Below are 19689 nucleotides of genomic sequence, written 5' to 3'. Positions count from 1 at the left end.
GTGGTGGGTTTGTTCGTCCTGCGAGAGCCCCCGTTGCGCCTTGGCGCGGCGGGGGTTTCGTCGTTCACGCGGCCTGCTGCAACGGGGCCCGGCGCAGGTCGGTGATGCGCCGTTCGAGTTCGTCGACGGACGGGCTGCCGGGGTAGTAGGCGAGCTCGGCGGCCTGCCGGGGCGGCAACGCGGCCATCTCGGCGAGCGCTTCACGGAAGACGCGCCCGGCGGTGGCGATGCACTCGGCGCGGGTCATGCCGCACGCTCGGCAGCGGGGTAGAGGTCGGCGAGCGCGTCGGCCCCGAACGCTGCGGCGTACCCGGCGGCGAACCGCCCGCCCGGCATGGTGGTGCCGTTGAGGGCCCGGTACACGGTGGCGGTGTGCACGCCGAGGCGTGCGGCGAGCTGGTCGGCGCCGTCGCGGTGGCTGATGTCAATGCCGTGCGCGGCGGCCCGGTTCCGGATGGCTGCGCCTCTGGCGGTGGGCTGGGGGGTCACGCGGTCGTCCAATTCGTTGGAGTTGCTTGCATGGATGCGAATCTAGCCCATCAGTCCAACGCGTTGCAACAGTGGCACGAGTTGCTTTTGGCCTACTCGGAGGTGGGTCCAGGTGGCGCGTTACGCCGTTCCGCCGATCTTGCTCAACGCGTGACCTTCAGTCTCATGCATGCGACTAGACTGCGATGCATGGAAGAGACGCCCGCAGGATGGCCCCTCTACATCGACCGACAACTTGGCCAGCGGGGCTGGGAGGTGAAAGACCTAGCCGCCGCGGCTGGCCTGTCTCAGTCGGTCATCTTCCGGTGGAAGAAGGGCTACCCGCCGAACATCAAGAACGCCCGCGCCGCAGCCGCGGCGCTCCGGGTTCCGCTGCTTGAGCTACTGGCCGAGTCCGGCGTGATCACCCCAGAAGAGGCCGGTGCCGGGGTGGAGCTCCACCCGAGCCCAACCGAGCTCAGTGATGACGAGCTGATTGCGGAAATGGCCAGGCGCGTCAAGCGGAGTAGTGGCAGTCCGGAGTGATGTCACGTAGGCGCGCGCCGGATCACTCGAAAGAACGAGCAGGGCCGACCGTCTGAATCGGTAAAGGTGAACCGTCTACAGGAAATCTGTCGAACACAGTAGCGAAACTGCGAGCTGCGAACGATGCTAACTGCGCAAGGGGGACACATCGCCGACAGCGGATGGAGTACGCGTTGTCACGCAACACCTGGGATCGCCACAGCATCGCAGTCGTGTCGGGGGAGAGCGGCGACACTCTGCAATTCGCCGTCGAAAGCATCGGGGGGCACCGCACCATCACGATCACCCGCGAGGGGGCAGGGGACCCGTTCGAGCTCACGCCGTCGGCCGCGCTCGCCTGCATCGGAGCACTGGCCAAGGCTCTTGACGTTGCCACCGCGAACTAGCAGTCATCCATCAGCTATCCGCGGCAGCCGATCGACGCTTTCCTGCGGCGGCTGACCGCGCCGCAGCGGCTTTCCGGGAGAGCTCAAGGAAATACGCCTTGCGGGCATGCTCTGCCCGGCGGGCACGCTCAGAGTCCGATAGGGCACCATCTGGATCAACCTCACGCTCGAACCTGTCGTGCGCGGCCTTGCGCGCCGCGGCGGTCCGCGCCGAACGATCGGCGGTGTTCGCCCATGATCGATGAGCTGCGATGCGAGCGCGCAAGGCGCGTTGCTGGTGAGTTTCGGGCATCATTCGCGCCTGTTCTGTCACGGCCGACGGAACGGCGGCCCGCAGAGACGGGCCGCCGGTGTTCGGCGCTGTATTCCATCGCGGCGCGCAAGATAGCTCGCGTCCTGTCTGTTCGCAGCCGTGTCCGTATCCGTCTACACGCGATCACCCAGCGCAGCTCTGCGGTGTGCTTCCCGTGCCCGCTGATCTGCCGCAGACGCCCCGTATCGGCCGACCATTTCGCGGGAGCGCCAGCCCGCAAGCCGCATGAGGTCTTGCTCCTGGCCGCCGTCGGCGAGGAACACGTGAGCGAAGGTGTGCCGGAACATGTGCGGGTGCAGGCCCATGATCCCGGCCTGTTCGCCGCGGCGCCGGATGATCTGCGCGATGCCGGATTCCGTCAGCGCGCCAGACCTCCCGATCCAAACCCGGTCGGTCGTGCTGGCCTTCGGATGCCGTGCGCGGGCGCGAATGTAGCGGCGCATTGCTTCCCCGGTCTTGTTGCCGAACGGGATGGCTCGCCACCGGCCCCCCTTGCCGAGCACGTCAGCCACGTCGGTGTCGAAGTCAAGGTTCCCAAGTTCCAGCGGGGCGATTTCCCCGACACGAGGCCCGGAGTCCGTGAGGAACCGGATGAGCGCGGTGTCTCGTCGGTCTTCGAAGCTGCGGCCCTTGCACGTCCCCAACAGGGCCCGCAGCTCGTCGTCGGTGAGCACTGGCACCGGCTGTTCAGGCACATGCGGTGCCTTCATCTTGGTGAACGGGTTGACGGTGATCTCGCCTTCGATCTCGTCGAGCCACCGGAACAGCTGCTGCAAGCTGCGGTAGTGCTTTGCAACTTGGGCTGCGGATAAGGGCTTGCCGGTGCGCCTGTTCGGGCGCTCCTGGAGGTGCACGATGTAGTGCTCGACGTGCTCGCGCGTGATCACGCTGGCTGATGTCGGCATGCCCTGCGTGACCAGGAAGTCAACGAACTCTTCGCCGACGGTCAGGTACGACGTGATGGTGCTCGACGCCCTGTTGATGGACCGGAGGTGCCGACGCCAGTCCGGCAGCAGCTCCCGCAGGTCGTCGAGTTCGGGGACGGTGACACGTTTGGAGGCAGCAGAAGGAGACACAAGGGGCGACGCTACGCGTCGAATCCCTTGGCCTCCACTCGCTGTACCGGACTGAATCCCTTCGTTTTGCCTGCTCGCGCCCCCAGCAGGACTCGAACCTGCGACCTAAGGATTAGAAGTCCTTTGCTCTATCCGGCTGAGCTATGGGGGCATGCACCGCTGAGCTGCAAGCATGCAGGGTAGCGGTAGGCGGTCGGCCCCGTGGCATCGACGCCGCACCGTTGCCGAGCCGGTACCGAACGGCAAGCTGATCGACAACCGGAACCGTAACGGCGGACATCACCGCAGGTCAGGGCGGTGGGAGGTGGCGCAACGCCGCGGTGGTCAAGCCGAACAAGTGGTCGGTGGTGTCCGCCGCGGAGGCGTCCCGCAGGGTCAGCATGGTCAGCAGGGTGCGGTCCGGCCCCAGCTCGGTGGCCGCCGTGCACGTCTGGTGCGCGTCGACCAGCTCGCAGTACAGCCACGCCGACCGGCCCTCCACCTCGACCGCCACCCCGCCCGGCTGGCGCTCGGTGACCGCCCGGAGCGGGTCGTAGTAGCCCGCCGCCGCGGCGTTCTCCGGGCCGCTGGTCAGCGGGTGGGTGCACACGCCCGGCATCGGCTGGTTCGGGTGGGGCGTGCCCGTGGAACCACCGAGCGCTGCCAGGTCCTCAGCGGCGAGCAGGGTGCACGGGTCCGTGCCGCTGGACGAGGTGGGGAGCGGGGAGGTGAGGTCGCCCGGCCTGGTGGCGCTCGTCGTCGGTTCGTCGCGGAAACCGGCGGCCGGAACCGGCTCGCCGGGCACCGGCGGGGCACAGGCGGTGGTGGCGCACAGGAGCAGCACCGGCGGTATGAGCGCATAGCCACGGACAGCGGTCACGGCGTAACCGTAGCGCTCGGGCCGCTGTGAGATCACCGGTCGACCCGGCATCCTGCGGCGGAACGATTCAATTCGGCGGTTACGCTCGGTTTGTGCCATCCGAAACCGCCGTGGAACCCGAACCGGAACGGCGCGGCCCGTCCAGCTCGGTGGGCGTGCTGATCGTCACCGCCGCAGTGCTGGCGGCCATCGTCGCCGCAGCGCTCACCGCACTCTCCGCGGGAGCTTCTTACGCGCTGCTGGGCCTGCCTGATCCGGGGCCGCTCACCCAGTACGGGTTGCCGGTGGTGCGGGTGATCGCCGAGTCCGGTGCGGTCGTGTGCATCGGGTCGCTGCTGTTCGCCGCGTTCTGCATCCCCGCGCAGCGCTCGGGAGCGCTGGCCGCGGACGGCTACGCCGCGGTCCGCACGGCTGGCTGGGCGGCCGCCGTCTGGTGCGTGGGCGCGGTCCTGGTGGTGCCGTTCCTCGCCGCGGACGCCACCGGGCGGCCGGTGAGCGACGTGCTCGACACCCAGGTCCTGTTCGGGCTGGTGGACGCGCTGGAGCAGGCCAAGGCGTGGCTGATCACCGCAGTCGTCGCGTTCGTGGTCGTGCTGGCCTGCCGGGCCGTGCTGTCGTGGGGCTGGACGGTGGTCACCTTCGGCCTGGGCCTGCTGGCCCTGTTCCCGGTGGTCGCCACCGGCCACTCGGCCACCGGTGGTGCGCACGACGTCGCCACCAACAGCCTGCTGTTCCACCTCTTCGGTGCGGCCCTGTGGGTCGGCGGCCTGGTAGCGCTGGTGGCGCACGCCGCCCGCCGGGGCGCGCACCTGCCGCTGGTCGCGCGGCGGTTCTCGCTGATCGCGCTGGTGGCCTGGGTGGCGATGGCGCTGTCCGGGGTGATCAACGCGTTCGTGCGAATGACTCCGGCACAGCTGTTCACCACCACCTACGGCCTGCTGATGCTGCTCAAGATCGGCGCGCTGGTGGTGCTCGGCGTGTTCGGCTTCGTCCAGCGGCGCAGCGCGGTGCAGCGCATCGAGGAGCGCACCGGGGTGGCCGCGCTGCTGCGCTTCGGCGCGGTCGAGGCGCTGGTCATGTTCGCCACGATCGGCATCGCCGTCGCGCTCGGGCGCACCCCGCCGCCGGACGGGGTGTCCCGCGACATCCCCGACCGGGCTGAGCTGCTGATCGGCTACCCGTTGCCGGAGCCGCCGACCGCGTTCCGACTGCTGTTCGACGGCCGGTTCGACCTGGTCTACGGCACGCTCGCGCTGGCCCTGGCCGCGCTGTACCTGGTGGGCGTGCGCCGGTTGCGCAAGCGCGGCGACAGCTGGCCGGTCGGGCGGACCATCGCCTGGTTGTGCGGCTGCGCGACGCTGCTGGTGGCGACCTCGTCCGGCATCGGCAAGTACGCGCCCGCGGTGTTCAGCGTGCACATGGGCCAGCACATGCTGCTGTCCATGCTGGCGCCGGTGTTCCTGGTGCTGGCCGGTCCGACGTCGCTGGCGCTGCGCGTGTTCAAGCCCGCGGGCAAGGGTCAGCCGCCGGGGCCGCGGGAGTGGCTGCTGGCCTTCGTGCACTCGCCGGTCACGCGGGTGCTGACCAACCCGATCGTCGCGCTGGTGCTGTTCGTGGGCTCCTTCTACGCCCTGTACTTCACCGGCCTGTTCGACGTCGCGCTGACGCAGCACTGGGCGCACCTGGCGATGAACGCGCACTTCCTGCTGGTCGGCTACATCTTCTACTGGCCGGTGATCGGCGTGGACCCGGCGCCGCGGGCGCTGCCACCGATGGGCAAGGTCGGGCTGGTCTTCGCCTCCATGCCGTTCCACGCCTTCTTCGGGATCGCGCTGATGATGTCCTCCACCGTGATCGGCGGGGACTTCTACCGCGGGCTCGACCTGGGGTGGATGACCGACCTGCTCGCCGACCAGCGGCTCGGCGGCGGGCTGGCCTGGGCGTCCGGCGAGGTCCCGCTGGTGGTGGTGATGCTCGCGCTGCTGGTCCAGTGGTCGCGGGCGGACAACCGCGCTGCGCGCAGGATTGACCGGAAGGCCGATGCGGACGGCGACGCGGAGCTGAACGCCTACAACGAAATGCTCAAGCGCCTCGCCGAGAAGGACGACCAGCGGAGCAGCTGACCTGGCCGATCGGCCATTTCCGGCACGGAGGGTGGTAATTCGGTCGCGCTGCGTGGCGATCTTCGGGCAACCTTCGAGAGGTGGCCGGAAGACCGGCCGCGGATTTCCGAGGCGGCAGCGCCGAGCGCTGCGCGGAACGGAGGGCGGCGGAGATGTACGAGACCCACGTGACCGTGGTCGGCAACCTCATGACCGAACCGGTGGTGCGCGAGACCACGGGCGGCAACCAGGTGGCCAGCTTCCGGCTGGCCGCCACCTCGCGCCGGTTCGACCAGGCGGCCGCCCAGTGGGTCGACGGCGACCGCTTCCTGACCACGGTGAACTGCTGGCGGCGGCTCGCCGACGGGATGGTCGAGGCGCTGGCCAAGGGCGATCCGGTGGTGGCCACCGGTCGGTTGCGCACCCGCGAGTACGAGTCGGGTGGGCAGTGGCGCACCGCCGTCGAGCTGGAGGCGAGCGCGGTCGGCCTGGACTTGGCGCGCGCGGAGCCACCACCTCGGGCTGACGTGCGGGCGCTGCGCCCGTCGCTGGAACCTGTCGGCGCGCCGCCACGCGGCGGCTGACCGTCACTGGCCAGGACGAACGCCAACCGGGAGGAGGTGGTGCCCGCCGCTGCGGCGGGCGGGGAGATCGACCTGGGACCGCTTGGGGACCGCGTGCGCGGGCCGACACGGGGCGCAACTACGATTCGGGGTATGGCCGAGTTCATTTACACCATGAAAAACGTGCGCAAGACGCATGGTGACAAGGTCATCCTCGACAACGCGACGATCCAGTTCTACCCGGGCGCCAAGATCGGCGTCGTGGGGCCGAACGGGGCTGGCAAGTCGACCGTGCTGCGCATCATGGCGGGACTCGACCAGCCGAACAACGGCGAAGCGTTCCTGTCGCCGGGCTACACGGTCGGCATCATGCAGCAGGAACCTCCGCTCAACGAGGAGAAGACGGTCCTCGGCAACGTCGAGGAGGGCGTCGGGGAGATCAAGCAGAAGCTCAACCGCTTCAACGAGATCGCCGAGCAGCTCGCGACCGACTACTCCGACGAGCTGATGGAGGAGATGGGCAGGCTCCAGGAGGACCTGGACCACGCCGACGCGTGGGAACTGGACTCCCAGCTGGAGCAGGCGATGGACGCGCTGCGGTGCCCGCCGCCGGACGCGGAGGTCACGAACCTCTCCGGTGGTGAGCGTCGCCGGGTCGCCCTGTGCAAGCTGCTGCTGAGCAAGCCGGACCTGCTGCTGCTCGACGAGCCGACCAACCACCTGGACGCCGAGAGCGTGCTGTGGCTGGAGCAGTTCCTCGCCAACTACCAGGGCGCCGTGCTCGCCGTGACCCACGACCGGTACTTCCTGGACAACGTCGCCGGTTGGATCCTGGAGCTGGACCGCGGTCGGACCTTCCCGTACGAGGGCAACTACTCGACGTACCTGGAGAAGAAGGCCGAGCGGCTGGCGGTCCAGGGCAAGCGGGACGCCAAGCTGCAGAAGCGCCTCAAGGACGAGCTGGACTGGGTCCGGTCCAACGCCAAGGCCCGCCAGACCAAGTCGCGGTCCCGGTTGAACCGCTACGAGGAGATGGCCACCGAGGCGGAGAAGACCCGCAAGCTCGACTTCGAGGAGATCCAGATCCCGCCGGGCCCGCGGCTGGGCAACGTCGTGGTCGAGGTGGAGAACCTCAAGAAGGGCTTCGACGAGCTGCTCATCGACGACCTGTCGTTCACCCTGCCGCGCAACGGCATCGTGGGCGTGATCGGTCCGAACGGTGTCGGTAAGACGACGCTGTTCAAGACCATCGTGGGTCTGGAGGAGCCGGACTCGGGCACGGTCAAGATCGGCGACACGGTCAAGCTGTCCTACGTCGACCAGAACCGGGCGAACATCGACCCGGAGAAGACCGTGTGGCAGGTGGTCTCCGACGGGCTGGACTACATCCAGGTCGGCCAGGTCGAGATGCCGTCGCGCGCGTACGTGAGCGCGTTCGGCTTCAAGGGCCCGGACCAGCAGAAGCCGGCGGGCGTGCTCTCCGGTGGTGAGCGCAACCGGCTCAACCTGGCGTTGACGCTCAAGAAGGGCGGCAACCTGATCCTGCTGGACGAGCCGACCAACGACCTGGACGTGGAGACCCTCAGCTCGCTGGAGAACGCCCTCGAGCAGTTCCCCGGCTGCGCCGTGGTCATCTCCCACGACCGCTGGTTCCTGGACCGCGTCGCCACCCACATCCTCGCCTGGGAGGGCGACGACGAGAACCCGGCGAAGTGGTTCTGGTTCGAGGGCAACTTCGAGGGTTACGAGCAGAACAAAATCGATAGGCTGGGCGCGGAGGCGGCCCGTCCGCACCGAGTGACGCACCGCAAACTGACCCGGGGCTGAACGGAGGCGCCTTGGCGAGCGTGTCCGGACCACCACACCCAGGCTCGGCACAAGGGCTCCTCGAACCCGCGCACCAGATGCGGTGGAGGGTCCCCGAGCTCGCGTTGGTGCTCAGTGATCGCGCTGTCGCGCTCGCCAGGAGCGCCGGTGACCAGGCGGCACGGCTGCGCGCGGAAGCGCTCGCCCTGTTCGCCTCGAACCGGTTGGGGCGAGGTGTCCCGGCCACCGGCCGGGCCCTCGCCGCGGTCCGCGACGCGGAGTCGGCGGGCGATGATGAGGTGACCGCCGAGCTGCGGGTCGAGCTGGCGTGGTGCGCCTGCGCCGCAGGCAGCCCGGAGGTCGCCGCCCGTATTCTGCGGTCGGTGCTGGAGCAGGAGCGGATCGACCCGTCGTTGCGGGCGCACGCGCTGCTGGCGCTGGCGGCCTCGATGCCGGTGCGCGAGCAGGACGGTGCGCGGACCGAGGCGTTGGACGAGGCGGAGCGGCTGTACGACGCGGGGGAGGGCAACCGGGACACCGCCCGGATGCTCCGGGCCCGCGTCTGCGCTGCTCGCGCCGGGCACCACCGTCGGCTGGGCGAGTTCGCCGAGGCGACGGCGGTCGCCGACGCGGGGCTGGAGCTGCTCCGCGAGCTCGGTGATCCGGCGGCCGACAGCGGTGAGGTCCGGACCCGGCTGGTGCTGGAGCGGGTGCAGTCGCTGCTGGAGCTCGGTCACCGACCCCAGGCCGTCGAGGCCGCTGAGCGGGTGCTGGCCGAGCCGGTGCGAGCTGCCGCGGCGGGACCGGTCGGCTGGTTGGGGCTGGCGCTGGCCACGCGGGTGCACCTGCCCAACGGTGACCACTCGGCGGCGCTGCGGGTGCTGGGAGACACGGCCGCCATCTCCGAGCGGCACAAGCTCGACGGCCTGCTGGCCGAAGCGCTCAACACCCTGTCCCAGGTGCACGAACGCGGGTCGGAGTTCGCCGAGGCCCTGCGCTCCCTGCGCGGCGCGTACGCGGCCGACCGGCGGTGGCGCGCCGCCGTGCACCAGGCGCGGGTCCGGCTGTTGGCCGACTACCCGGCGCGCACGGAGTGCGTGCACGTCCCCCGGCAGTCGCGGGGGGCGCAGTCGGCGACGCCCGACTTGGGCTCGCCGGACGTCCCTCCGCCCGGCCCGCAGCCCGCGCACCGGGTGCCAGACGCCGTGGGCGAGCACCAACGACCTGGGGGGACCCGGCGGCGACGAGCCCAGTACTCCGAGGCCCGGGCGGCTGAGGCCAGCGGGGCCGAGGAGCGCTCCGCGGGTGCCGAGCGGGTTGTGGCTGGCGAGGGTGAAGGCCGGTCTTCGATTGTCATGCCAGTTGCGGCTGGCGAGGCCCAGAACCCGTTCCCCAGTGCTGAGCGGGTTGAAGCTGGATTTCCAAGCTATGGGCCGGTTGAGTTTGCTGGGGTAGACGCTCAGCCCCCCGGTGAGTCCGGGGTGGGGAAGCGGCGAAGGGGGAGCTCCGAGGCCCAGTCCGCGAATTCCGACGGCGAAGGCCAAGGGGGTCGGTGGTTCGACGAGAGCGCTACCGCTGATGCCCGGGGGGACGGTGGTCGCGCCCTCGAATTCCAGCACGCAGGGGCTGGCTCGCCCGAAGCCCCCTCCCCCGAGACCCGCTCTGAAGTCCACCCCTCAGCGGCTGGCCCTTCCGAAGCCCCCTCCGCGGAAGCTGAAGCCCGGCCTGCGGAGGCTGGCTCTCCCGACGTCCGCTCCGTGGACGCACGTCACGACATCCAGCCCCCCGAAGCTCACTTATCCGACATCCAGCCCGCCGTGGACCAGGTGCCCGAAGCCGAGTCGGCCGGGGTGCAGTTCCCCGAGTTCGACTTCCCCGAGGTCAGCGGGGCTGGGGATGCGGGTGCGCCGAGCGTGGTCGAGCCGGACACCGCCGCCTCGGAGCCGGAGCTGCCCAAGCCCCGGCCGGAGTCGGACGAAGCGGCCGACGCGGCGCGCCGGCTGATGGAGTCGCTCACCAGCCGGGCGGCTGAGCTGCGCGAAGAGCGCCGCCAGCGGGAGGCCGCGAGGAACTCGCAAACGCCGGACGAGCCGACGGTGGTGTTCGACTCCGCGCTGCTGGACGGCCTGCTGACCAGCACGCACCAGGTGTCCGGTGCGGTGGCGGACCTCGTCGATCCGGAACCGGCGGGGGAGCGCACCGACCGGTCCGACTGGTGGCCCCCGGAGCTCCGGGACCAGCCGCCTGGCGAAGCGGACACCCTCCCCGACCTGCCCGCCGCGTCGGATCCGCTGCTCGGCTGGGAGGCCGGATCGGAGCTGGACAGCGCGGCCGACCCGGAACCGCTGGGCCTCCCGGCCCCGCCGGTCGAAGCGGACGCCACCACGATCCTGCCGGTGATCGAGCCGGAGACGCGGAGCTCCGAGGAGCGCCCCGCGCCGCGGCACGGCGCACCGGGTCCGGACAGCACCGAAGCCCCGGACCACCAGCGCGGTGAACCGACCGGGAGCAGCGCCGCGGCCCAGGCCGAGGAGGAGATCGGCGGTCGGCGGTCGCGCGGCCGGTCGCTGGCCGAGATCCAGGCGAGCCTCCGGCTGCCCGAGCAGCCCCGCAGCGGTCGCCGCCGGGCCCGCCGCCGCGCCGACCCGGACGAGCCCGAGCCGGAGTCCGAAGCGGCGGAGGCGGTCGCCCGGCACCGTCAGCCGGACCAGACCGCGGCGGCCACCCCGCCGACCCCGGACCCACCGCAGGTGGAACTCCCCGACCAGGACACCCAACCGAACCTCCCGGTTCCGGATCCCGCGCCGGTCACTGACCCGGAGGTGCCGGAGAAGGTGGGCCTCGCTGAACTGCTCACCGAGGCGCTGCTGGCCTACGAGACCGGTCGCCGCGGTGAGGTGGAGGCCGGGACGACCCGCCCCGGTCGGCACAGCGAGGCGCATGTGTCCGGAATCACCGAGCCGCCGCGCCGTCCCCAGCGCGCCACCTCGTCCACATCGGACGATCGCGGGCCCGGTGCGGTGGCGCGGCACCGGCGCCCGGGTTTCGATGCTGCGGCGACGGATCCGCTGTTCTGAAACGTGCAGGTAATCGATCATTGTGCGGTTCTTCACGCAGCTGACCACCGGACCGCCCTCCGGCCGTCGCCGGGAGTGGCAGTCTTATGGTGGAACCTGTGGGCACAAAGAGGTGCCGTCAAGCGTGGAGCTGCCTGAAGATGACCTCGAATCCCGGACAGTTGAAGACCGGACGACCGCAGACCGATGGGGAGGATTCGGCTGGGGAGCGATCCGAGAACCCCGAACTCGTCAAGAGCCGCCTGCTGGACCGGGCGGCGGAGAACGCACCCGAACTCGCCGAGCTGCTGCGCGCCTACTACCGGCACGTCCCCGCTGAGGAGCTCGTCGCCGACGACCCGGCCGACCTGATCGGCGCCCTGCGGTCGCACCACCGGCTGGCCGCGACGCGGGTCGCCGGTCGACCCCTGGTGCAGGTCTTCAACCCAACCCGCGACGACCACGGCTGGGAGAGCCCGGCCACCGTGGTGCAGATCGTCACCGACGACTCGCCGTACCTGGTCGACTCGGTGATCGCCGAACTCGGCCGCGACGGTGCCGAGGTGCAGCGCATCATCCACCCGATCATCGCGGTGCGCCGCGACGTCGCCGGTGAGCTGCTGGAGGTGCTGCCCGGCGCCGACCCGGCCGCGCCGCCCGCCGACTCGCTGGCCGAGAGCTGGATGTACGTCGAGGTCGACCGGGTCGCCGACGCGGAGCGGCTGGAGGTCCTTGAGCACGGCCTGACCGGGGTCCTCAACGACGTTCGCGAGGTCGTCGAGGACACCGAGCGGATGCACGCCACCGCCCGCGCGCTGGCCGACGAGCTGGAGCAGAACCCGCCGCCGCTGCCCGCCGCCGACGTCCACGACGGCGCCGGCCTGCTGCGCTGGTTGGCCGACGGGCACTTCACCTTCCTCGGGTACCGGCACTACGAGCTGGTCGCCGAGGACGGCGCCGACCCGGCGCTGCAGGCCGTGCTGGCCTCCGGTCTCGGCGTGCTGCGCGGCGACAGCGTCGCGGCCCGCAGCCTCGCCACCTGGCCGGACGGCCGCGCCAGCGCGCTGTCGCCGGAGCTGCTGGTGCTCACCCAGGCCAGTGAACCGTCCACAGTGCACCGACCGGTGCACCCGTTCTACGTCGGCGTCAAGACCTTCGACGAGTCCGGCGCGGTGACCGGTGAGCACCGCTTCCTGGGCCTGTTCACCACCACGGCGCTGCACGAGGACGTGCTGGACATCCCGTTCATCGAACGCCGGGTGCGCGAGGTCATCCACCACGCCGGGTTCCCGATGGAGTCCTACTCCGGTCAGCGGATGCTGGAGGAGATCCAGAACTACCCGCGCACCGAGCTGTTCTCCACCGACTCGGACACGCTGCAGGAAACCATCACCGGCGTGCTGGCGCTGGCCGAGCGCCGCAAGCTCAAGCCGTTCCTGCGCCGCGACCCCTACGGCCGCTTCTACTCGGTGCTGGTGTACCTGCCGCGGGACCGCTACACGACGAGCTCGCGGCTGGCCATGCAGGAGGTGCTGCTGGCCGAGCTGGGCGGCACTGGCCTGGAGTACAGCACGCGGGTCGGCGAGTCGGCCCTGGCGCGGGTCGCCTTCGTGGTGCACACCGACCCGGAGAACCAGGTCGAGCCGGACCTGGGCCGCATCCAGCGGCGCCTGGAGGAGGCCATCCACACCTGGGACGACCGGATGGTGGAGGAGGTCGACGCCGAGCAGTCCGGCCGCAGCCGCGACGGGTTGGCGACCCGCAGCCTGTCGGAGGCCATGAGCCAGCTGGGCCACCGCTACGCGAACAGCTTCCCGGAGGCCTACAAGGAGGACTTCACCGCCGCCGAGGGCCTTGCTGACCTGCGGCGACTGGAGTCCCTGTCCGGTCCGAACGACCTGCAGATGTCGTTCTACGCGCCGCGCGACGCCAGTGGCGGGCAGCGCCGGTTCAAGATCTACGTGGGCGGCCGGGTGACCCTGTCCCGGGTGCTGCCGGTGCTGCAGAGCATGGGCGTCGAGGTCGTCGACGAGCGCCCGTACGAGATCTCGCTGGACGGCGCCGACCAGCCGCACTGGATCTACGACTTCGGCCTGCGGCTGGACTCGGAGGTGCTGGACTCGGTCGACACCCGGCTGCTGGACACGCTGCGCGAGCGCTTCGAGGACGCCTTCCGCGCGGCCTGGCTCGGGGCCGCCGAGGTGGACCGGTTCAACGCGCTGGTGCTGCGCGCCGGGCTGAACTGGCGCCAGGCGTCGGTGCTGCGCGCCTACGCCAAGTACCTGCGGCAGGTCGGCATCGCCTACAGCCAGGACTACATCGAGGACGCGATCCTGGCGCACCGCACCACCACGACGACGCTGGTCCGGCTGTTCGAGGCGCGCTTCGACCCGGCGCTGGACGACGCGGACCGCCAAGCCCGCGAGGCGGACCTGGTGGACGAGGTCACCAAGCTGATCGACGAGGTGACCAGCCTCGACGCGGACCGGATCCTGCGCAACTACCTGAGTCTGATCCGGGCCACGCTGCGCACCAACTACTTCGCCGCCGACCCCGGCTGGGAACGCCCCTACCTGGCGTTCAAGCTGGAACCCAAGGAGATCCCGGGGCTGCCCGAGCCGCGCCCGCAGTTCGAGATCTTCGTGTACTCGCCGTGGGTGGAGGGCGTGCACCTGCGGTACGGCTCGGTGGCCCGCGGCGGGCTGCGCTGGTCGGACCGCCGGGAGGACTTCCGCACCGAGATCCTGGGCCTGGTCAAGGCGCAGGCGGTGAAGAACGCGGTGATCGTGCCGGTCGGCGCGAAGGGCGGCTTCGTGGTCAAGCGGCCGCCGACGCCCACCGGGGACCCGGCCGCCGACCGCAAGGCGTCCCTGGACGAGGGCGTCGCCTGCTACCGGATGTTCATTTCCGGCCTGCTGGACCTGACCGACAACCTGGTCGGCGGCGAGGTTGCCCCGCCGCGCGACGTGGTGCGTCACGACGGCGACGACACCTACCTGGTGGTGGCCGCGGACAAGGGCACCGCGACGTTCTCCGACATCGCCAACGACGTGGCCAAGTCCTACGGCTTCTGGCTGGGCGACGCGTTCGCCTCGGGCGGTTCGGTCGGCTACGACCACAAGGCGATGGGCATCACCGCGCGGGGCGCGTGGGAGAGCGTCAAGCGGCACTTCCGCGAGCTGGACGTGGACACCCAGAACCAGGACTTCACCGTGGTCGGCATCGGCGACATGGCCGGTGACGTGTTCGGCAACGGGATGCTGCTGTCCGAGCACATCAAGCTGGTCGCCGCGTTCAACCACATGCACGTGTTCATCGACCCCGACCCGGACCCCGCGGTGTCCTTCGCCGAGCGCCGCCGGTTGTTCGAGCTGCCGCGGTCGACCTGGGACGACTACGACCGCAGCAAGATCAGCGCGGGCGGCGGTGTGTGGTCGCGCTCGCTGAAGTCGATCCCGCTGAACCCGCAGATCCGGCAGGCGCTGGGCATCGACGAGTCGGTGCAGCAGCTGGCCCCGGCCGAGCTGATCAAGAAGGTCCTGCTGGCCCCGGCCGACCTGCTGTGGAACGGCGGCATCGGCACCTACGTCAAGGCCAGCAGCGAGTCGCACGCCGACGTCGGGGACAAGGCCAACGACGCGGTCCGGGTCAACGGCGCGGACCTGCGGGTCAAGGTCGTCGGCGAGGGCGGCAACCTGGGCCTGACCCAGCTGGGCCGGATCGAGTTCGCCCGCGCGGGCGGCAAGGTCAACACCGACGCGCTGGACAACTCCGCCGGGGTGGACTGCTCCGACCACGAGGTCAACATCAAGATCCTGCTGGACCACCTGGTGGTCGACGGCAGGTTGACCGGCGAGCAGCGCAACGAGCTGCTGGCGGACATGACCGACGAGGTCGGCGAGCTGGTGCTCACCGACAACCACCGGCAGAACGCGGTGCTGGGCATCTCGCGGGCGCACGCCGGGCCGATGGTGTCGGTGCACGCCCGCCAGGTGACCGCGCTGGAGAAGAACGCCGGGCTGGACCGCAAGCTGGAGGCGCTGCCCACCGCCAAGGAGTTCCGCGAGCGGGAGAAGAACGGCGAGGGCCTCAGCTCGCCGGAGCTGGCCACGCTGATGGCGCACGTCAAGCTGTCGCTGAAGCGGGACGTGCTGGCCAGCGGGCTACCGGACACCGAGGCGTTCAGCAGCCGGTTGCCGGAGTACTTCCCGAAGCCGCTGCAGGAGAGCTACGGCGACGCGATCGCCGCGCACCCGCTGCGCCGCGAGATCATCACGACCCTGCTGGTCAACGAGATGGTCGACGGCGGCGGGATCTCCTTCGCCTACCGGCTGGCCGAGGAGATCAGCGCCTCGACCACCGACGCGGTGCGGGCGTTCGCGGTGGTCACCAACGTCTACGACCTGCACTCGCTGTGGCAGCAGATCGACGACCTGGGTGGTTCGGTGCCCAGTTCGGTGGCCGACGAGCTGGTGCTCGAGAGCCGCCGCCTGCTGGACCGGGCGGCGCGCTGGATGCTGAACAACCGGCCGCAGCCGTTGGCCATCGGCGCCGAGATCGCCCGGTTCCGGCCGGTGGTCGAGGAGCTGTCCGGGTCGGTGCGCGGGCTGCTGCGCGGCCGGGCGGCCGAGGGCGCCACCGAGATGATCGACCGGTGGACGGCGGCCGGGGTGCCGGTGGAACTGGCCGAGCGCGTCGGCACCCTGCTGGACTCCTTCGCGCTGCTGGACATCCGGGAGGTCGCCGAGCTGGCCGAGCGCGATGCCGGGGTGAGCGCCGAGCGTAGTCCGCGGGAGAGCGCGGACCTGTACTACACGCTCGCCGAGCACCTCGACGTGGAGCGGATGCTGCTGGCGGTCAACGAGTTGGAGCGCGGGAACCGGTGGCACTCGCTGGCCCGGTTGGCGTTGCGGGATGATCTCTACGCATCGCTGCGCGCGATCACCATCGACGTGCTGCGGATCAGCGACCCGGAGGACGACTCGGAGCAGAAGATCGCGCACTGGGAGTCGGCCAACGAGTCGCGGCTGGCGCGGGCCAATTCGGCGCTCGAGCAGATCAAGAGCTCGGGTCGACTCGACCTGGCCACGCTTTCGGTGGCCGCGCGTCAGCTGCGCAGCATGGTCCGATGAGTTGCCGGGTGGCCCGCGCGTGCGGCGCGGGCCACCCGAACGCCAGGAAGGGAGCTCCCCCAGTGGGCGCGTTCGTAGCAGAGGTGGCCCTGCGCTGGTCCGACATGGACGCGTTCGGGCACGTCAACCACGCCCGGACGATCACGCTGCTGGAGGAGGCGCGCGCCGAGCTGCTGTTCACCGAGGCCGAGCGGCAGGGCCTGCTCGGCATGGCCGAGGGCATGGTGGTGGCGCGGGTCGTGATCGACTACCACAGCCCGCTGGTCTACGCATCGAAGTCGCTGCAGGTGCAGATGTCTGTGCGGGAGCTGAAGGCGGCGTCGTTCATCGTCGACTACACCGCCTACGCGCAGGAAGCGGTGGCCACCGCGGAAACCCTGATGGTGCCCTACGACCTGCGGGCCGGGCGGCCGCGGCGGTTGACCGCGGAGGAGCGCAGCTTCCTGTCCGAGTGGCAGCTGGACTCGGTGAAGCCGGAGAACGCCCGTGCCTGAGCTGCGGATGCCCGATGCCGTCGAACGCGAGGACTTGGGCGCGTTCGTGGCCCGAGCGGTGCGCCTGGACGGGCAGGTGCTGGTGCGGTTGCGCAACCGCGCGGGCACCGGGCGGGTGGACGTCTGGGCGGCGACGCCGTTCGACGCGCTGTGCACCAGGTCCGTTGCGGCAGAGGTGGATCCGGCGGACCTGACGGTGTCCGGCAGCGAGCTGCTGGCGACGTTGACGGTGGCGGGTGGCCCGGTGATGGACCCGGGCCCGCCGCGCGACCTGCTGTGGCGTTCGGAGCTGCCGCCGACCTCGGGGTGGCAGCGGGTGGACGACCTCCCGGCGAAGGTCGTCGGCGAGGTGGCCGAGCGCGGCATCGACGTGGCCAAGGAGAACGTGGGCCCGAAGGGCACCCCGCCCGCGTCGCTGCTGGACCAGGAGGTCTTCACGGTCTCCGGTGCGGGCTTCGAGGTGAAGGTGCCGCTGCGCTGCCTGTTCGTGCTGTCCGGCATGGGTTTCCTGGTCTCCAGGCCGCAGGAGTCCGAGGTCGTCCGGGTCAGCGCCACCGACGCGTGGCTGCGCCTGGACTCCCGCTACGGCGCGGTGGTCCGCCGCCGCCACGCGCTGCTCCCGCTCCTGATCTGAGCGCTCAGCTCTGCGCGAGCCGCAGCGAGACGTAGTGGTTGATCCAGCGGGTGTGGCGCACCTCCTTGCGCTGGTACTCGCGGAATCCGAGCTTCTCGTACAGCCGCAGGGTGGGTTCGTTGGTGTCGGCCACCACCTCCAGCAGGTACTCGCGGTGCTGGGGCAGGGCGAGGAGGTGCTGCAGGAGTGCCTTCGCGACGCCTCGCCGGGCCGTGGTGCTGCTTCGCCGATGGCGCCGTTCCTCCCCGACCGGCGTCGAGGTCTACTTCGGACCGCAGGGGCCGGGTGGTGGTGACCGCCGCATCATCCCCGGTGAGTGCTCGCTGGTGCTCGAAGCGCAGCCGAACCAGTTCGGTCCAAGCCTGCCGGCGGTCGCCGGGAGGTCCCGGCACCAGGTGGGCGGGCTGCCGCAGTGGCCGTCGCCGGAGTTGCACCCGATCTGCCCGGGCTGTGGCAACTCAATGCCGTTCCTGGTCGCGATCGACAGCGGCCCGACCCCGTTCGGCGCCATGGGGTTCGAGCCGCTCCTCTTCGGGTTCTGGTGCGACCCGTGCGCGGTGTCCGCGACGCAGGTCCAGTACTGAGCTCACCGCTGGTGGGTTGACTCCACTGCGTACAGGTGCGGTTCGTACCGCTCGGCGAGTTCGGCCGCCTGCCGCATGTGCACCTGGGCTTCGGGGTTGTCGAGCATGGCGTGGAAGTCGTCCACGGAGCGCCACTGCGCGTAGTTGACCACCTTGCCGCCGTCGGTGCTGGCGTGGATGTTGGCCGAGACGAAGCCGGGCAGGTGCTGCATGACCTCCTCGGTGGCGCGCGCGAGCAGGTCGGCGAGGGCGCGCTGGCGATCGGGCTGGACGGTGAAGACGTTGATCAGCGTCGCGATCGGGGCGTCGGTCGAGATGGTGGCCACGGCGAACTCCTTTGTCAGGTTCCTTACAAAGCCGATTATGTGTAAGGTTCCTGTCATGAGTCAAGAGGACGTCCGCCAGCGGGTCGGCTACCTGGTCAAGCAGGTGCAGCAGTCATTCCACCGGGCCTGCGAGGAGCGCCTCCGCCCGCTCGGCCTGTCGATGTCCCAGTACGCGGTGCTGCGCGCCCTGGCCGACGCGCCCGGGGCCCCGGCTGCCGAGCTCGCCCGCCGCACCTTCGTCACGCGCCAATCCCTGCGCGACGTGCTGAACGGCCTCCAAGCGGCCGGTCTGGCCAGCGTCGCGGACCACCCGACCGCCGGTCGCGCCAAGCCCGTCACCCTCACCGACCGCGGTCGGGCCCTGCTCGACGAGGCGGACGGCATCGTGCTCGACGTCGACGCCCGCATGACCTCCAGCCTCGCGCCTGAGAAGGCGCAGGAGCTGGCGGCGCTGCTGAGCGCCTGCGCGGACAACCTGGCCTGATCACTCGACCCAGGTCGGCGAGCTTGCGCTCCAGCCCCGACCGCTCGCCGCGCGGCTAGGAAGTCGCGGTCGGTGGGACCGTCGTGGTGGGTTGGGTCGACGGTGGGGTCGTCGGAGTGGTCCCGGTCGGCTCCGTGGTGGTCGGTGCCGGCTCCGTCGTCGTGGGCGGTTGCGTGGTCGTCGGGGGGACCGTGGTGGTCGTGGTCGGCGGGACCGTGGTGGTCGGTGGGTCCGTCGTTGGTGGTTCCGCGGTCGTCGTTGGTGGGACCGCGGTCGTCGTCGGCGCGGTGCCTGGCGGTGGGGTTCCCGGCGGTGGGGTGCCCGGGCCGGGCGGCAGGGCCGTCGGGGGCTCCGGGGCCAGCGCGGGCGGGTGCGGCGAGGTGCCACCCGGTTCACCGCTCTGCGGGCCCGACCGCGCCACCGGGTCGCTCGACCCCGCATCCGGTGCTGGTGTCGGCTCGGGTGCGGGCGGCACCGGCAGCCTCGCGATGACCGGAGCGCCCGGTGCCGTCCCGACCTGCGGCGTGAACTCGCCGTCCGGACCGCCGTCGAGCGGCTGCTCGGAGTACGGGGGCAGCCTGCTGAAGATGTCCGGCGGGATCAGCCCGAAGAACGGGTCCGCCAGCGGCGCGGTCAGCACGTACGCACCGGCCGCCACCGACGCGCCGAGGAACGCCGTGGCCAGCGCAACGCGGAACTGCTTGCGCAGCGACAGCCGCTGGTTCGTCGGCGGGACCGGGGAGCCCAGCGGCTCGTCGGTCAACCACCGCCGCACCGCGGGCCCGCCGCGCGCGTGCGCCGACCACACCCGGCCGAGCCACGTCGTGGCGTTGTGCAGGCGGCCGCGCAGCGCGGCGACC

16 protein-coding genes, 1 tRNA gene and 2 pseudogenes are annotated in these 19689 nt (G+C 70.9%); 11 read left to right on the top strand and 8 right to left on the bottom strand.

Annotated elements, in window-relative coordinates:
* Nucleotides 1-64 precede the first annotated feature (64 nt).
* Both ABT324_RS24120 and ABT324_RS24115 read right to left on the bottom strand, forming a co-directional pair.
* Nucleotides 65-247 carry a hypothetical protein gene (locus ABT324_RS24120; RefSeq protein ID WP_351181802.1) on the bottom strand — a complete coding sequence of 61 codons (183 nt, stop codon included), beginning with the start codon at nt 245-247 and terminating at the stop codon, nt 65-67.
* Nucleotides 244-489, bottom strand: a complete 246-nt coding sequence (locus ABT324_RS24115) for a hypothetical protein (RefSeq protein ID WP_351181799.1) — start codon at nt 487-489, stop codon at nt 244-246. Before ABT324_RS24115 ends, ABT324_RS24120 begins: the two co-directional genes overlap by 4 nt.
* A 189-nt stretch (nt 490-678) precedes the next feature.
* On the opposite strand from ABT324_RS24115, the gene ABT324_RS24110 reads away from it, so the two are divergent.
* On the top strand, nt 679-1014 hold the full coding sequence (locus ABT324_RS24110) for a helix-turn-helix domain-containing protein (RefSeq protein ID WP_351181796.1): 336 nt from the start codon (nt 679-681) through the stop codon (nt 1012-1014).
* 173 nt (nt 1015-1187) lie between these two features.
* Nucleotides 1188-1400 (top strand): hypothetical protein, encoded by a 213-nt coding sequence (locus ABT324_RS24105; RefSeq protein WP_351181793.1) that lies wholly within the window; start codon nt 1188-1190, stop codon nt 1398-1400.
* 426 nt (nt 1401-1826) lie between these two features.
* Here ABT324_RS24105 and ABT324_RS24100 read toward each other — a convergent pair whose 3' ends face one another.
* From ABT324_RS24100 to ABT324_RS24090, 3 genes are all read right to left on the bottom strand, one after another.
* Nucleotides 1827-2789 carry a tyrosine-type recombinase/integrase gene (locus tag ABT324_RS24100; protein WP_351181790.1) on the bottom strand — a complete coding sequence of 321 codons (963 nt, stop codon included), beginning with the start codon at nt 2787-2789 and terminating at the stop codon, nt 1827-1829.
* Nucleotides 2790-2866: 77 nt separating this feature from the next.
* A tRNA-Arg gene (locus ABT324_RS24095) sits at nt 2867-2940 on the bottom strand.
* Between the two features lie 138 nt (nt 2941-3078).
* On the bottom strand, nt 3079-3648 hold the full coding sequence (locus tag ABT324_RS24090) for a DUF3558 family protein (protein ID WP_351181787.1): 570 nt from the start codon (nt 3646-3648) through the stop codon (nt 3079-3081).
* A gap of 92 nt (nt 3649-3740) precedes the next feature.
* Between ABT324_RS24090 and ABT324_RS24085 the strand changes: the two genes are divergently transcribed.
* From ABT324_RS24085 to ABT324_RS24055, 7 genes are all read left to right on the top strand, one after another.
* Nucleotides 3741-5771: a bifunctional copper resistance protein CopD/cytochrome c oxidase assembly protein gene (locus ABT324_RS24085; protein WP_502949788.1), complete on the top strand. Its 2031-nt coding sequence runs from the start codon at nt 3741-3743 to the stop codon at nt 5769-5771.
* A gap of 152 nt (nt 5772-5923) precedes the next feature.
* Nucleotides 5924-6334 carry a single-stranded DNA-binding protein gene (gene ssb / locus ABT324_RS24080; protein WP_351181784.1) on the top strand — a complete coding sequence of 137 codons (411 nt, stop codon included), beginning with the start codon at nt 5924-5926 and terminating at the stop codon, nt 6332-6334.
* Nucleotides 6335-6466: 132 nt separating this feature from the next.
* The gene (gene ettA, locus ABT324_RS24075; protein ID WP_351181781.1) at nt 6467-8140 is read left to right on the top strand and encodes an energy-dependent translational throttle protein EttA; all 1674 of its coding nucleotides are present in this window, start codon (nt 6467-6469) and stop codon (nt 8138-8140) included.
* A 107-nt stretch (nt 8141-8247) separates the two neighbouring features.
* Nucleotides 8248-11196, top strand: a complete 2949-nt coding sequence (locus ABT324_RS24070) for a hypothetical protein (protein WP_351181778.1) — start codon at nt 8248-8250, stop codon at nt 11194-11196.
* 140 nt (nt 11197-11336) lie between these two features.
* Nucleotides 11337-16307 carry an NAD-glutamate dehydrogenase gene (locus ABT324_RS24065; RefSeq protein ID WP_351181775.1) on the top strand — a complete coding sequence of 1657 codons (4971 nt, stop codon included), beginning with the start codon at nt 11337-11339 and terminating at the stop codon, nt 16305-16307.
* 62 nt (nt 16308-16369) lie between these two features.
* Nucleotides 16370-16801: an acyl-CoA thioesterase gene (locus tag ABT324_RS24060; protein WP_351181772.1), complete on the top strand. Its 432-nt coding sequence runs from the start codon at nt 16370-16372 to the stop codon at nt 16799-16801.
* Nucleotides 16794-17435, top strand: coding sequence for a DUF8185 domain-containing protein (locus ABT324_RS24055; protein ID WP_351181770.1), 642 nt, complete (start codon nt 16794-16796; stop codon nt 17433-17435). Before ABT324_RS24060 ends, ABT324_RS24055 begins: the two co-directional genes overlap by 8 nt.
* A 4-nt stretch (nt 17436-17439) precedes the next feature.
* Here the strand turns inward: ABT324_RS24055 and ABT324_RS24050 are convergent.
* A pseudogene (locus ABT324_RS24050) lies at nt 17440-17634 on the bottom strand (GNAT family N-acetyltransferase); the annotation flags it as partial.
* Nucleotides 17635-17650: 16 nt separating this feature from the next.
* On the opposite strand from ABT324_RS24050, the gene ABT324_RS24045 reads away from it, so the two are divergent.
* Nucleotides 17651-18019 (top strand): hypothetical protein, encoded by a 369-nt coding sequence (locus ABT324_RS24045; protein ID WP_351181767.1) that lies wholly within the window; start codon nt 17651-17653, stop codon nt 18017-18019.
* 2 nt (nt 18020-18021) lie between these two features.
* Here ABT324_RS24045 and ABT324_RS24040 read toward each other — a convergent pair whose 3' ends face one another.
* Entirely contained in the window at nt 18022-18345 is a 324-nt protein-coding gene (locus ABT324_RS24040; RefSeq protein ID WP_351181764.1) for an antibiotic biosynthesis monooxygenase family protein, read from the bottom strand.
* Between the two features lie 55 nt (nt 18346-18400).
* Here ABT324_RS24040 and ABT324_RS24035 point away from each other — a divergent pair, with 55 nt between their 5' ends.
* A complete protein-coding gene (locus tag ABT324_RS24035; protein ID WP_351181761.1) occupies nt 18401-18829 on the top strand; it encodes a MarR family winged helix-turn-helix transcriptional regulator in 429 nt (142 codons plus the stop codon).
* Nucleotides 18830-18884: 55 nt separating this feature from the next.
* Here ABT324_RS24035 and ABT324_RS24030 read toward each other — a convergent pair.
* Nucleotides 18885-19689, bottom strand: a pseudogene (locus ABT324_RS24030) (hypothetical protein); the annotation flags it as partial.

It is taken from the genome of Saccharopolyspora sp. NPDC000359, from assembly GCF_040300525.1.
Classification (GTDB): Bacteria; Actinomycetota; Actinomycetes; order Mycobacteriales; family Pseudonocardiaceae; genus Saccharopolyspora.
Note: the sequence above shows the minus strand (reverse complement) of the source record. Positions and strands in the feature narration are given on the sequence as shown.

Bases quoted from the DNA above. Each gene is read 5' to 3' on its own strand.
- ABT324_RS24035 (WP_351181761.1), top strand. From the start codon at position 18,401: ATGAGTCAAGAGGACGTCCGCCAGCGGGTCGGCTACCTGGTCAAGCAG.
- ssb (WP_351181784.1), top strand. From the start codon at position 5,924: ATGTACGAGACCCACGTGACCGTGGTCGGCAACCTCATGACCGAACCG.
- ettA (WP_351181781.1), top strand. From the start codon at position 6,467: ATGGCCGAGTTCATTTACACCATGAAAAACGTGCGCAAGACGCATGGT.
- ABT324_RS24120 (WP_351181802.1), bottom strand. From the start codon at position 247: ATGACCCGCGCCGAGTGCATCGCCACCGCCGGGCGCGTCTTCCGTGAA.
- ABT324_RS24065 (WP_351181775.1), top strand. From the start codon at position 11,337: ATGACCTCGAATCCCGGACAGTTGAAGACCGGACGACCGCAGACCGAT.
- ABT324_RS24110 (WP_351181796.1), top strand. From the start codon at position 679: ATGGAAGAGACGCCCGCAGGATGGCCCCTCTACATCGACCGACAACTT.